The following is a 13,227-nucleotide window of genomic DNA, read 5'->3' as shown; positions in this document are numbered from 1 at the left end:
TACAGTCGGGTGACGGCACCGGACCGGCCGGTGCGAGACCGAGAGGACGGCGAGCGGGTGCGCAAGGTGAAGGACCTGACCGGTCCCGGTGTCACGGACCGGTTCGGCATCGGCGGCACCGACCTGGGGGTGATGGCGCAGGCACCGGACGGCCGGATCGTGTCGGTGTTCGGCGACACCTTCGAACGCGCCGGCGTCGGCGGTCCCGGCTGGCGCTCCCCGGTGGTCCTGTTCGCCGACCCGGACACCGCCACCGAGGGCATCGGCTGGACCGGTTCCATCGGACCCGACTCCTACGCGGGGCAGGCGCTCGCGTACCGGCACGACTCGGTGATCCAGGGTCGGCGGGTCAGCACCGTCATCCCCACCGACCTGATCACCGTCGGGGACGTGATGTACCTGCACGTCATGGTGTGCGAGGGGATCGGCAACGTGCACTGGACCGAGGTGCACGCCTCCACCGACAACGGCGAGACCTGGCAGCACACCGGCGCCACCTGGCCCGGCGACCTGCACGGCGGGCTGTTCCAGATGCTGACCTGGGGCCTCGGCGACGACGGCTACGCGTACGCGTTCACCACCGGGTTCCGCCGCGACCAGGGGCTGCTGCTGCACCGGGTGCCCGCCGACCGGATCACCGACCCGGGCGCCTGGGAGGGCTGGGGGTTCCGCGACGGCCGGTGGGCGTGGGGCAACCCGCCGACGATCGCGCTCACCGGTGCCTACGGCGAGCTGTGCCTGCGCCCCGTCGGCGGCCGGTGGCTGCTGTCGCTGTTCAACGCGGGCGACTACCGGATCGACGTGCTGAACCTGGACGTGCCCACCGCGAACCTGTACGAGGCACCGCGCGCGACCGCCGTGCACGGCTCGTCCTGGCCCGGCGAGGACCACTCCCGCGGGCAGGTCGCGCAGCTCTACGGCGGCTACATCGTGCCCGGTTCCACCCTCGACGACCTGCACCTCGTGGTGAGCCAGTGGAACACCGAGCGGAACTGGCCGTACAAGGCGATGCAGTTCGCCGGGAGCGCCCCGCGGAGCTGACCGCGCTCGCCGCTACCGTGGCCGCATGGACAGCATCGGAGAGCTCCGGTCCCGGCTCCGCGGCTTCGCCGAAGCGCGGGCCTGGGGCCGCTTCCACACCCCGAAGAACCTCGCGATGGCGCTCAGCGGTGAGGCGGGGGAGCTGATCGCCGAACTCCAGTGGCTGGACGACACCGCCGTCGCCGACGGCCTCGCGAACGGCGAGCTGACCGGCAGGCTCGCCGACGAGGCCGCCGACGTGCTGCTGTACCTCGTGCAGTTCGCCGAGGCCACCGGCATCGACCTCGTCCAGGCCGCGCACGACAAGATCGACCGCAACGAGTCCCGCTACCCGCCCCACCTCGCCCACGGCAACGCCACCAAGAGCACCGAGCTGTAGCGCGCCACCCGCAGCCCCCATGATCAGGTGAGTGGCCCACCCGACCGGCCGCACCGGGCGAGCGGCCCACTCACCTGGCGGGCCACCGCAGGTGAGTGGCCCACCGGACCAGTCTGGTCGGGCGGGTGGGGCACTCACCTGGTGGGAAGTTGTAGGTGAGTGGGCCATTGGACCAGTGGCGTTGGGCGGGTGGCCCACTCACCTGGTGGGGCGTTGTAGGTGGGTGGCCCGTTGGACCAGTCTCGTTGGGCGGGTGGGGCACTCACCTGGTGGGGAGTGCTGGAGCGGCGGTCGGCGGAGCCCGGTGCCCGTGGAGTCGGTCGGGTGGTGCGGTTGCACACTGCTGGGATGGCGGAGTCGTCGCAGCTGCTGCTGGTGCTGGACCTGATCGGAACGTTCGCGTTCGGCCTCAACGGGGCGCTCACCGCGGTGCGGGCCGTGCGTCTGGACCTGGTCGGGGTGCTGACGCTGGGGATGATGACCGCGCTGGGCGGCGGGATCCTGCGCGACGTGCTCATCCAGTCGCTGCCGCCCGCCACGTTCAGCGACCTCGCCTACTTGGGGGCGGCCGCGGCGGGCGCGCTGGTGGCGTTCTTCCTGAGCCTGCCGCTGGAGCGGTTCACCGTGCTCATCGTGGTGTTCGACGCGGTCGGGCTGAGCGTGTTCTGCGTGACCGGGGCGACGAAGGCGCTGGAGTTCGGGCTCGGCGGCGTGCAGGCCGTGCTGCTCGGCGGGCTCACCGCCGTCGGCGGCGGCACGCTGCGCGACGTGATGCTGCGGAAGGTGCCGACCGTGCTGGTCAGCGACCTGTACGCGGTGCCCGCGCTGGTCGGCGCCGGGATCGCGGTGGGCGCGGTGCAGCTCGAACTGGGGCCGCTGGTGGTGGCCGGGGTCGCCGCGCCGGTGTGCTTCGCGATCCGGATGCTCGGCGTCGTGTTCGAGCTGAACGTGCCCACCGCGCCCGGTCGCGGCTCCCGCGAACAGGACGGTTGACCGGGCGCGACGAGTTCCCGGCAGGCCGTCGGCTCCGCCCGGCGAACGACCCTCCCGCTGCGCACAATCCAGGGGAGCCCGACAGCGCCGAGCGAGGAGCCGCCATGACCGCCGACCCCGTCTCGTCCGTGCTCGCGGGAGCCGAGGACGCCACGAGCTGGCAGGAGGGTTTCTACCGGGACCTGCACCAGCACCCCGAGTTGTCCCACCAGGAGCACCGCACCGCGGAGAAGGTCGCCGGGCGCCTCCGCGAGCAGGGCTACGAGCTGCACACCGGGGTCGGCGGCACCGGCGTCGTCGGGGTGCTGCGCAACGGGTCCGGGCCGGTGGTGCTGCTGCGCGCCGACATGGACGCGCTGCCGGTGCGGGAGACGACCGGCCTGCCCTACGCCAGCACCGCCACCACCGGCGAGGACGGCGACGGCTCGCCCGTCATGCACGCCTGCGGGCACGACGTGCACGTGACCTGCCTGCTCGGCGCCGCGCAGCTGCTCGCCGCGGGCACCGGGCACTGGAGCGGCACCGTGCTCGCCGTGTTCCAGCCCGCCGAAGAGGCCGGGGACGGCGCGCAGGGCATGGTCGACGACGGGCTGGCGGACCTGGTGCCGAAACCGGACGTCGCCTTCGGCCAGCACGTGATGCCGTACCCGGCGGGCACCGTCGGCACGCACCCCGGACCCACGTTCGCCGCCGCCGACAGCATGCGCATCACCGTGCACGGCCGCGGCGGGCACGGCTCGATGCCGCAGGCCACCGTCGACCCGGTGGTGCTCGCCGCGCACGTCGTGGTGCGGCTGCAGACCGTCGTGTCCCGCGAGGTCGCGCCCACCGAGCCGGTGGTGCTCACCGTCGGCAGCATCCTCGCCGGGACGAAGAGCAACGTCATCCCGGATCGGGCGACGATCGAGCTGAACCTGCGCACCTACGACGAGCAGACCCGCACCCAGGTCCTCGACGCGGTGGAGCGCATCGTCCGCGCCGAGTGCCAGGCCTCGAACTCGCCGCACGAGCCCGAGTTCGAGACGTTCGCCCGGTTCTCCCTCACCGACAACGACCCAGACACCACCGATCGCGTCACCTCGGCGCTCACCGGACACTTCGGCGCCGACCGGGTGGTGGACGTCGGGCGGGTCACCGCCAGCGAGGACTTCGGCGACCTGCCCGCCGCGTGGGGGGTCCCGTACTCGTACTGGACGTTCGGCGGCACCGACCCGGACCGCTACGAGCGGGCGCGGCGGGAAGGCCGCGTCGCGCAGGACGTCCCGGTCAACCACTCCGGCACCTTCGCCCCGGTCCCGCAGCCGACGCTGCGCACCGGGACCGGGGCGCTCGTCGCCGCCGCGCTCGCCTGGCTGGCCTGAGATGGGCGTTCCCGGTTACGTCTGGATCCTGACGATCGTCGTGATCGTCGGGCTGCTGCTGTTCGACTACGTCTTCCACGTCCGCAAACCGCACACCCCCGGCCTGCGGGAGGCGGCGGTGTGGTCGGCGCTCTACGTCGGCATCGCGATCGTGTTCGGGCTGCTCGTGCTGGTCTTCGGCGGGGCTACGATGGGCGCCGAGTACTTCGCGGGGTACGTCACCGAGAAGGCGCTGTCGGTGGACAACCTGTTCGTCTTCCTGATCATCATCTCCAGCTTCCAGGTGCCGCACGCCGACCAGCAGAAGGTGCTGCTGTTCGGCATCGTGTTCTCGCTGTTCGCCCGCACCGGGTTCATCTTCATCGGCGCCGCCCTGATCAACAGCCTGGCGTGGGTGTTCTACCTGTTCGGGCTCGTCCTGCTGATCACCGCCGGGAACCTGCTGCGGCCCTCCGAATCGGAGGACCGCACCGCCGACAACGTGATCATCCGGCTGGCGAAGCGGTTCTTCCACACCAGCGACGACTACGACGGCGACAAGCTGTTCACGCACGTCGACGGCAAGCGGATGCTCACCCCGATGCTGCTGGTGATGGTGTCCATCGGCGGCACCGACCTGCTGTTCGCGCTGGACTCCATCCCGGCGATCTTCGGGCTCACCCAGAACGTGTACCTGGTGGTCACGGCCACCGCGTTCTCGCTGCTGGGGTTGCGGCAGCTGTACTTCCTCATCGACGGGCTGCTGGACCGGCTGATCTACCTGTCCTACGGGCTGGCGTTCATCCTCGGGTTCATCGGCGTCAAGCTGGTGCTGCACGCGCTGCACGAGAACAACGTGCCGTTCATCAACGACGGCAATCCGGTGCACATCGTGGAGATCAGCACCGGGCTGTCCCTCGGCGTGATCATCGGGGTGCTGGTGATCACCGTGCTGGCCTCCCTGCTGAGCGCGCGCGGCCGGGCGAAGAACACCGTCGCCGGGGCCCGCAGGCACGCCGAGCAGTACCTCGACGAGGGCTACGAGACCGATCCGGCGATCCGGCAGCGCACCTACGAGAAGCTGCTCGACGAGGAGCGGCAGCTGGACGCGCTGCCCGCCAAGTTCCGGGCGGAGATCCACGACGAACCAGGGCTGCGCGACCTGCTGCGCCGCGCCCACGCCAAGCACCGCGAAGCCGTGGGCGAGCACCGGGGACGGGACCGCACCGGTGAGGACCCGTCCGGCGCGGGCTGATCCGGCCGCTCGTCAGGGCCGGAACGCGCTGGGCGCCGAACCTGTCTCCCGCTTCACCATCGTGGTGAACGCCGCCGGGTTCCCGTAACCCAGCTCCGCCGCCACCGACGTGACCGTTCGGCCTGTGGCCAGCGAGCGCACCGCGTGCAGCGCGCAGGCCCGCTGCCGCCACGCGTGGAAGCTCAGCCCGGTCTGCGCCGGGAACAACCGGCTGAAGGTGCGCTCCCCGACGTGCAGCTCTGCCGCCCACCGCGCCCCCGGATCGTGCACGTCCGGCGCCGCCACGAACCGCTCGCACAACCGCCGCAGTCCCGGGTGGCGCGGCAGCGGCAGGTCGAACGGCAACGGCGCCAGCGACCGGATCTCGTGCAGCACCAGCTCGATCAGCGCGCCGTCCCGCCCCGCCGGGTCGTACTCGGGTGCCACGTCCACCGCGGCCAGCAGCAGCTCGCGCAGCAGCGGTGACACCTCCACGACCCGGCACCGGTCCGGGAACCACGGCACCGCCCGCGGCTCCAGGTAGAGGCTGCGGGTCGTCACGCCGTCCATCAGCACCTGGTGATCGGTCCCGGCGGGCACCAGCACCGCGCGGTGCGCGGGCACCGTCCAGTCGCCGTCGGCGGTCTCCACCCGCATCACCCCGGTCGCGCCGTACAGCAGCTGCGCCCGGCGGTGGCGGTGCCGCGGCAGCAGGTGGCCCGGCGGGTAGTCGGTGCCGATCGCCAGCACCGGCCGGTCCAGGTCCTCCAGCTCCGCGATCGGGACGTTGCGCACGCCGCGAGGATATGCCCGGTTCGGCGGGTGCTCGAAAGAACCTGGCGGAACGACGAATGCGCGCCAGCGCGCGCGGCGCCTAGCGTCCGGGGAGTGCTGACCTCCTTCCTCGTGCTGTGCTGCTTCGGCTGCCTGACCGGCGTCACCACGGTCCTGTTCGGCTTCGGCGGCGGGTTCGTGACCGTGCCCGTGGTGTTCGGGTTCGTCGCCGCCACCTCCGGAGCCGATGCGATGCACGTGGCGGTGGCGACCTCGACCGCGGTGATGATCGTGAACTCGCTGTCGGCGTCGGTGGCGCAAGCGCGCGCCGGGCGGCTGCGCCGCGAGTACCTGTGGCCGCTGGTGCTGTTCATCGCGGTGGGCGCGGTGCTCGGGTCGCTGCTGGCCGGGCTGGTGCCGGACGGGGTGCTGCACCTGCTGTTCGTGGTGTACCTGGCGATCACCATCGTCGACGGGGTGTTCCGCAGCGGCTTCCTCGGATCCCGGGACCGGACCGCGCGGCCGCGCCCGCTCGGCCGCGCCACCGCGACCGCGGGCGGCACCGGGATCGGCGCGGTCGCCGCGCTCCTCGGCGTCGGCGGCAGCGTGCTCACCGTCCCCCTGCTGCGGCGCCGGGGATTCCCGATGGCGGACGCGGCGGCGATGGCGAACCCGCTGAGCGTGCCGATCGCGCTGGCCGGCACCGCCGTGTACGCGTTCGGCTCTCCGGCGGTCGCCGTGGCCGGGCGGATCGGGTTCGTCGACCTGCCGGCCGCGGCGGCGCTGCTGTGCGGATCGCTGCCCGCGATCGCGATCACCAAGCGGGTGGCGGGGCGCATCCCGGACCGGGTGCACGCGGTGGCGTACCTGGTGCTGCTCGTGGTGGTGCTGATCTCGATGCTGATCACCGGCGCCTGACGGCGGACCGCGAAGGTGGGTCGGGGATTCCTAGGGTCAGCGGACCTCCGAGGTTTCCGCGCGAAGGCCGCAGAGTCGTGGCACGGCCGCGATGCGCGCGGCCGCCGAACCACCGGAGGAAACCGTGTCCGCACCGCTGACCCTCGACCAGTCCACGCCGCGCCCGCACCCCGACTTCCTGGCAGGCCCGCACGGGCTGTTCATCGCGGGGGAGTGGCGGCAGGCCGGTGCGGGGACGTCGTTCCCGACCGTCGATCCGGCCACCGAGCAGGAGCTCGCCGACCTGGCCCTCGCCGACGCCGGTGACGTGGACGCCGCCGTCGCCGCCGCGCGCGCCGCGTTCGAGGACCCGTCCTGGTCCGCGATCAGCCCGCAGCGCCGCGGCGACGTGCTGCTGCGCATCGCCGACGTGGTGCGGGAACACCGCGAGGAGCTCGCCACCCTCGACTCGCTGGACATGGGCGCCCCGCTGGCGCTGACCCGCGGCATGGTCGACCACGTCGTCGAGGTGTTCCGGCACTACGCGGGCTGGCCCACCAAGCTCTACGGCCAGGTCGGCCCGACCGACCCGTCGCGGCTGCACTACGTGCTGCGCCAGCCGGTCGGCGTGGTCGGCGCGATCGTCGCCTGGAACGGGCCGCTGCTGCAGGCCGCGTGGAAGCTGGCGCCCGCGCTGGCGACCGGCAACACCGTGGTGCTCAAGCCCGCCGAGCAGAGCTCGCTCAGCGCGCTGCGGCTCGCCGCGCTGCTGGCCGCGGAACTGCCCGCCGGGGTGGTCAACGTGATCACCGGCCCCGGCGAGGTCACCGGGCAGGCGCTGATCTCGCACCCCGGCGTCGACAAGGTCAGCTTCACCGGGTCGGGCCAGGTGGGCAAGCACATCGTGCGCACCTCGGCGGATTCGCTGGCGCGCGTCACCCTGGAGCTCGGCGGGAAATCGCCCGCGATCGTGTTCGCCGACGCCGACCTGGCGGCCGCCGCCGCGCAGGCGGCGCTGGGCTTCTGCGCGGGCAGCGGGCAGGCGTGCGTCGCGGGCAGCCGCATCTTCGTGCAGGAGCCCGTCCGCGAGCGGTTCGCCGAGCTGCTGACCGCCGAGCTCGCGCGCATCCCGATCGGCGACCCGTTCCACCCGCGGTCGCTGATGGGTCCGCTGGCCTTCCGCGGGCACTACGAGCGCGTCACCTCCTACCTGGACCTCGCCCGGCAGGAAGGCGCCACCATCGCCGCCGGCGGCGCGGGCATCGGCGGGCTGTACGTGCCGCCGACGCTGCTCACCGACGTCACCGCCGACATGCGGGTCGCGCGGGAGGAGATCTTCGGGCCCGTCGCCGCGCTGCAGTCGTTCACCGACGAGGACGAGGTGGTGCGGGCGGGCAACGACACCACCTACGGGCTGTCCGCCTCGGTGTGGACCCGCGACGTCGGCACCGCGCACCGCGTCGCAGGACGGTTGCGCGCGGGCACGGTGTGGCTCAACTCGGGGCACGAGATGAGCAGCGGGACCGTGCCCTTCGGCGGGTTCAAGCAGTCCGGGCTCGGTCGCGAGCACGGCACCGACGTCCTCGACGCCTACACCGAGGCGAAGACGGTGATGCTGGGCCTGTGAGCGGCGTCCCGGCATGGCGGCGTTCACCGGTTCGGCGGCACCGGAACCCGCCACCGGGGGACCGGTCGATCACCGACTGACCGGACGGTTAAGAATGGGTCCCGGCCGGCGCGCCCCGCGCCGCGCCGGGACCGCCGCGCCGATCCCGGGCCCGCGGCAGGCCGTTGGCGCTGGAGGCAATCGACGACGCCGGGGCGCCGCCCCGGTCCTGGGAGCGGAGGAACGTCATGAGCACACCAGCTGTCCCCGGCAAGGTCGCCGTCATCGGCGGCGGCCGGATGGGGTCGGGCATCGCGCAGACCTTCGCCATCGCGGGCGCCGACGTATCCGTCGCGGAGAGCGGTGCCGACGCCGCCGCCACGGCGGCCGACCGGATCGAGCGCAGCGTGCAGCGGGCCGCCGAACGCGGCAGGCTCGCCGAGGACGCCGCCGACCTGCTCGCCAGGCTGCGGGTGCTGCCCGCCGTCGCCGACCTGCCCGGGGACGTCGAGCTGGTCGTCGAAGCGGTCCCCGAACAGCTCGAACTCAAGATCGCGGTGCTCACCGGCGCGGAACGCGTGCTGGGCCCCGATGCCGTGCTGGCCAGCAACACCAGCTCGCTGCCGATCGCCGAGCTGTCCGCCGCGCTGCGCGAACCGAGCCGCTTCCTCGGGATGCACTTCTTCAACCCGGTGCCCGCCTCGCAGCTCGTCGAGCTCGTCGCCGGCCCCGACACCTCCGAGGCCGTGCTCGGCGGCGCCCGCGACTGGGTGCACGGCCTCGGCAAGACCGAAGTGCTCGTGCGGGACTCGCCGGGCTTCGCCACCAGCCGCCTCGGCGTGCTGCTCGGCCTGGAAGCGATCCGGATGCTGGAAGAAGGCGTCGCCGACGCCGAATCCGTGGACACCGCGATGCAGCTCGGCTACCGGCACCCGATGGGACCGCTGCGCTCCACCGACCTCGTCGGCCTCGACGTGCGCCTCGCCATCGCCGAACACCTGCACGCCACCCTCGGGGAACGGTTCGCACCGCCGCAACTGCTGCGGGACAAGGTCGAACGCGGCGAACTCGGGCGCAAGGCCGGACGTGGTTTCTTCGACTGGTGAACGGGTTCGCCGGGGTGGTGCGGCACGGCGCCCTCGTTGCGCGAGCGTCGTCGGCGGGTCCGCCACCGGAGAATTCGCCCTCCTCGCGAGGAAGCGCTGCGAACCCGCGGATGATCCCGTCGCTCTGGCGGTCGTCGGCTGACCGGAACTACGACCAGGGGGCCGTTGGCGCGGGGCTCGGCGGCTCCTTCAGCCATGGGGAGCGTCAGCGGATCACCGGATCCACCGCGTCCTCCGCCGGCGCGGTTTTTCCCGTGGTGGTGGGGGAATCGGCTGGGACCGGGTCGCCGTGGTCGGCCGGATCCGGGGCCGCGGCGAGGGTCGCGGCGCCGGTGGGATCGGCGAGGACCGCCCGCGCGCGCTCCACGTCCAGCGCACCGTCCCACTTCGCGATCACCAGCGTCGCGACCGCGTTGCCGTAGAAGTTCACCAGCGCCCGGCACTCCGACATGAACTTGTCGATCCCGAAGATCAGCATGATGCCTGCCGCGGGCACCGTTCCGATGGTGGACAACGTGGCGGTGAGCGCGATGAACCCGCCGCCCGCCACCCCGGCCGCGCCCTTCGAGGTGAGCAGCATGACCGCCAGCAGGCCCAGCTGCTGCCCGAGGCTCAGCGGCGTGTCGGTGGCCTGCGCGATGTACAGCGCCGCCAGCGACAGGTAGATCGCCGCGCCGTCCAGGTTGAAGCTGTACCCGGTCGGTACCACCAGGCCCACCATCGCGCGGTCCGCGCCCAGCGCCGTCAGCTTCCGCATCAGCCCCGGCAGCGCCGGTTCCGCGGTGGAAGTGCCGAGCACCAGCAGGAACTCCTCCTTGAAGTACCGGAACAACCGGAACACGTTCAACCGCACGTAGCCGGCCAGCACCCCGCCGAGCACCACCACCACGAAGAACAGCGAAGTCCCGTAGAACAGCGCGATCAGCGTGCCCAGGCTGCTCAACGTGGACACCCCGAACGCGCCGACCGCGTAGGCCATCGCGCCGAACGCGCCCAGCGGCGCGGCCTTCATCACGAAGCCGAGGACCTGGAACACGACCTCGGTCAGCCGGTTCACCCCGGCGATGATCGGCTCGCCGACCGGCCCGACCGCTTTGACGGCGATGCCGAACAGCACGGCCAGGAAGATGATCTGCAGGATGTCGCCGTCGACGAACGCGCCGAAGAAGCTCTCCGGGACCAGGTGGGTGAACAGCTCCCACCAGTGCTGCCCCGCGCCGTCGGCGATGTACTGCTGGGCGTCGCCGTTCGCGTGCAGCGACTCGGGCCGCGCGTGCACGCCCGCGCCGAGCCGGGTGACGTTGATGGCGACCAGCCCGATCACCAGTGCGGCGATCGTGCCCAGCTGGAAGTAGGTGAGCGCTTTCAACCCGGTGATGCCGACCTTCTTCAGATCCGCGACGTTGGCGATGCCGCCGATGATGGTGAGGAACACGATCGGCCCGATCAGCATCTTCATCGCCGCGATGAAGGTGGTGCCGATCGGCTGCATCGCCTCGCCGAGCTCGGGACGCCACCACCCGAGGAGCACGCCCACGACGATCGCGATCAGCACGTGCACGTACAACTGCCGGTACCAGGGTTTCAGGGCGGGCTGCGGTGCGGTATGCGTCATTGCATCCTCCTGCACGTAGGTGGGGTGGCGGTCCGGGTCAGTCGTGGGGGAGTTCCTCGGCGATGCGCGCGCCGAGGCGTTCCAGCAGCGGTTCGGCGTCGCGCATGCAGCGCGCCGGGTCGGGGTCGAGGTCGGTGAGCGCGAACGCCGCGGCGAACCCGGCCGCCGTCAAGTCCGAAGTGGACAGTTGATTTCGTCCTGCGGCGGCGACGATCGGGACACCGGCGTCGTGGGCGGCGCGCGCCACCCCCGCCGGTGCCTTGCCGCGCAACGTCTGCCGGTCCAGCGCGCCCTCGCCGGTGACGACGAGGTCCGCTCCGGCGAGCCGGTCGGCGAGGCCCGTCAGGTCGAGCACCAGCTCGATGCCCGCGGCCCGCCGCCCGCCCAGCGCCAGCAGCGCGAACCCGGCGCCACCGGCGGCTCCGGCGCCGGGCGAGTCCGCGACCGCGCGCCCGGTCGCCGCCGCCAGCTCCCGGGCCCACTCCCGCAGGTCCCGGTCGAGTTCGGCGACCAGCGCGGCGTCCGCGCCCTTCTGCGGCCCGTAGACCGCGGCCGCGCCGTGCGGCCCGCACAGCGGGTTGTCCACGTCGCAGGCCACCACCAGCCGCGCCGCGTCCGGTCCGCGCAGCCGGGGGTGCAGCCCGGCGAGCTCCGCCGTCCGGGGGAGCTCGGGGGCCCGCCCGGTGAGCGCGGCCAGCAGCCCGGCGCCGCCATCGGTGCTCGCGCTGCCGCCGAGGGCCACCACCACCTCGCGGTGCCCCGCGTCCAGCGCGGCCGCGATCACCTGCCCGGTGCCGTAGGTCGACGCCGCCACCGCGGTCTCCCGGGACGGCGGGCCCGGGAGCCTGCCCAGGCCGGACGCGTCCGCCGACTCGACGACCGCGGTGCCGTCGCGGTGCGCGAAACCGGTGATCACCTCGCCGCCGACCGGGCCGCGCACCCGCACCGGCACCCGCTCGAAACCGGCCGCCTCGAACGCGGCCAAGGTGCCCTCGCCGCCGTCGGCGACCGGATGCTCCAGCACCTTGGGGCGGCTGCGGTGCCCGCGCAGCCCGCGGGCGAGGGCGGCGGTGGCGGTGGCCGCGTCGAGCGAACCCTTGAACGAATCGAGCGCGACCAGCACCCGCCCCATGAATCCTCCTCGACCCGGCCGGAACGTGGGAACCACCGTGGCCCGGCCGCCGTCGCGCCGTCCAAGAGTAAGTTGCTACCCGAGTCATAGGTTCACCGAATGAATGCCGCGCACGCTGCGACGACGCCCGCTGGGAGGCCGACCGCGATGGATACCAGGCAGCTGGAGTACTTCCTCGCCGTCGTCGACCACGACGGGTTCGGCCGCGCCGCCCAGGCGCTGCACCTGGCGCAGCCGTCGCTGTCGCAGGCCATCGCCGGACTCGAACGCGAACTCGGCGTGCGGCTGTTCCACCGGGTCGGGCGCGGTGTGGTGATCAGCAACGCGGGCAGCGAGCTGGTCGGGCCCGCGCGGCAGGTGCTCCGGGACCTGCGGGCGGCGCGGGCCACCGTGGACTCGGTGAAGGGCGTGCTGCGCGGACGGGTGGATCTGGCCACGATGCCCTCGCCCGGCATCGAACCCCTCGGCGCGCTCACCGCCGAGTTCGCCCGCCGCCACCCCGGCGTCGTCGTCGGCGCCGACGCCGCGTTCACCTCCGACGAAGTGGTGCAGCTGCTCAAGCAGGGCGCCTGCGAACTCGGCCTGGTCGGCGCGCCCGAACCACCCCGCGCGCCCGGCATCGACGTGCTCCCGCTGGAGGAGCAGGGTTTCGTGCTCGTCGGCGCCCCGGAACACGAGTTCCCCGCGGGCGATCCGGTGCGGCCCGCGGACCTCGCCGACGTGCGGGTGATCGCCTCCCCGCCGGGCAGCCTGATGCGCGGCATCGTCGACGACGCGCTCGCCGCAGGCGTCCCGGTGCGGATCGCCGCGGAAGTCGCGCACCGCACCTCGATCCTGCCGCTGGTGCTGCAGGGCGTGGGCCTCGCCGTGCTGCCCGCCGCGTGGGTGCCGCTGGCCCGGCGCTCCGGGCTGCGCCTCGCCCGCATCGAGCACCCGGCCCGGCTGCACGTGGCGCTGCTGAGCCGCGCCGCGCCGCTCACCCCCATCGCCGAAGCGTTCCGCGCGGTCGCCGGTGCGCACCGGGCCGTGGACTACCTGTCTTGAACAGCAGGGATAGGCGCAGGCGATGAATCGCATCGCCGATACGTCTTGGACGCGGGCTCCGCCGCC

12 protein-coding genes are annotated in these 13,227 nt (G+C 73.0%); 9 read left to right on the top strand and 3 right to left on the bottom strand.

What is annotated here, in order from left to right; translation table 11 throughout:
* The first annotated feature begins 30 nt into the window (after window positions 1–30).
* The 5 genes from AC29IT_RS27880 to AC29IT_RS27860 all read left to right on the top strand — a co-directional run bounded on the left by AC29IT_RS27880 (window position 31) and on the right by AC29IT_RS27860 (window position 5,008).
* Window positions 31–1,041: a glycoside hydrolase family 183 protein gene (locus tag AC29IT_RS27880; RefSeq protein ID WP_358437138.1), complete on the top strand. Its 1,011-nt coding sequence runs from the start codon at window positions 31–33 to the stop codon at window positions 1,039–1,041.
* Window positions 1,042–1,066: 25 nt separating this feature from the next.
* On the top strand, window positions 1,067–1,420 hold the full coding sequence (locus AC29IT_RS27875; protein WP_358437141.1) for a MazG-like family protein: 354 nt from the start codon (window positions 1,067–1,069) through the stop codon (window positions 1,418–1,420).
* 348 nt (window positions 1,421–1,768) lie between these two features.
* Complete coding sequence (locus AC29IT_RS27870) at window positions 1,769–2,413, top strand: trimeric intracellular cation channel family protein (protein ID WP_488220655.1); 645 nt, start codon at window positions 1,769–1,771, stop codon at window positions 2,411–2,413.
* A gap of 104 nt (window positions 2,414–2,517) precedes the next feature.
* Window positions 2,518–3,774 (top strand): amidohydrolase, encoded by a 1,257-nt coding sequence (locus AC29IT_RS27865; RefSeq protein WP_488220654.1) that lies wholly within the window; start codon window positions 2,518–2,520, stop codon window positions 3,772–3,774.
* 1 nt (window position 3,775) lies between these two features.
* Window positions 3,776–5,008, top strand: coding sequence for a TerC family protein (locus tag AC29IT_RS27860; RefSeq protein ID WP_488220653.1), 1,233 nt, complete (start codon window positions 3,776–3,778; stop codon window positions 5,006–5,008).
* A 12-nt stretch (window positions 5,009–5,020) separates the two neighbouring features.
* Here the strand turns inward: AC29IT_RS27860 and AC29IT_RS27855 are convergent, their stop codons facing one another.
* Window positions 5,021–5,782 carry an AraC family transcriptional regulator gene (locus tag AC29IT_RS27855; RefSeq protein WP_488220652.1) on the bottom strand — a complete coding sequence of 254 codons (762 nt, stop codon included), beginning with the start codon at window positions 5,780–5,782 and terminating at the stop codon, window positions 5,021–5,023.
* A gap of 93 nt (window positions 5,783–5,875) precedes the next feature.
* Here AC29IT_RS27855 and AC29IT_RS27850 point away from each other — a divergent pair, with 93 nt between their 5' ends.
* From AC29IT_RS27850 to AC29IT_RS27840, 3 genes are all read left to right on the top strand, one after another.
* Entirely contained in the window at window positions 5,876–6,679 is an 804-nt protein-coding gene (locus tag AC29IT_RS27850) for a sulfite exporter TauE/SafE family protein (protein ID WP_488220651.1), read from the top strand.
* A 124-nt stretch (window positions 6,680–6,803) separates the two neighbouring features.
* On the top strand, window positions 6,804–8,285 hold the full coding sequence (locus AC29IT_RS27845) for an aldehyde dehydrogenase family protein (RefSeq protein WP_488220650.1): 1,482 nt from the start codon (window positions 6,804–6,806) through the stop codon (window positions 8,283–8,285).
* Window positions 8,286–8,512: 227 nt separating this feature from the next.
* Entirely contained in the window at window positions 8,513–9,370 is an 858-nt protein-coding gene (locus AC29IT_RS27840; protein WP_488220649.1) for a 3-hydroxyacyl-CoA dehydrogenase family protein, read from the top strand.
* A 205-nt stretch (window positions 9,371–9,575) separates the two neighbouring features.
* On the opposite strand, the gene dctA is transcribed toward AC29IT_RS27840, so the two are convergent.
* Window positions 9,576–10,985, bottom strand: coding sequence for a C4-dicarboxylate transporter DctA (gene dctA, locus AC29IT_RS27835; RefSeq protein WP_488220648.1), 1,410 nt, complete (start codon window positions 10,983–10,985; stop codon window positions 9,576–9,578).
* 37 nt (window positions 10,986–11,022) lie between these two features.
* Window positions 11,023–12,117 carry a glycerate kinase gene (locus AC29IT_RS27830; protein ID WP_488220647.1) on the bottom strand — a complete coding sequence of 365 codons (1,095 nt, stop codon included), beginning with the start codon at window positions 12,115–12,117 and terminating at the stop codon, window positions 11,023–11,025.
* 147 nt (window positions 12,118–12,264) lie between these two features.
* On the opposite strand from AC29IT_RS27830, the gene AC29IT_RS27825 reads away from it, so the two are divergent.
* On the top strand, window positions 12,265–13,161 hold the full coding sequence (locus tag AC29IT_RS27825; RefSeq protein WP_488220646.1) for a LysR family transcriptional regulator: 897 nt from the start codon (window positions 12,265–12,267) through the stop codon (window positions 13,159–13,161).
* The last annotated feature ends 66 nt before the right edge of the window (window positions 13,162–13,227 follow it).

Source organism: Saccharopolyspora sp. MMCC62 (genome assembly GCF_057736575.1).
Note: the sequence above shows the minus strand (reverse complement) of the source record. Positions and strands in the feature narration are given on the sequence as shown.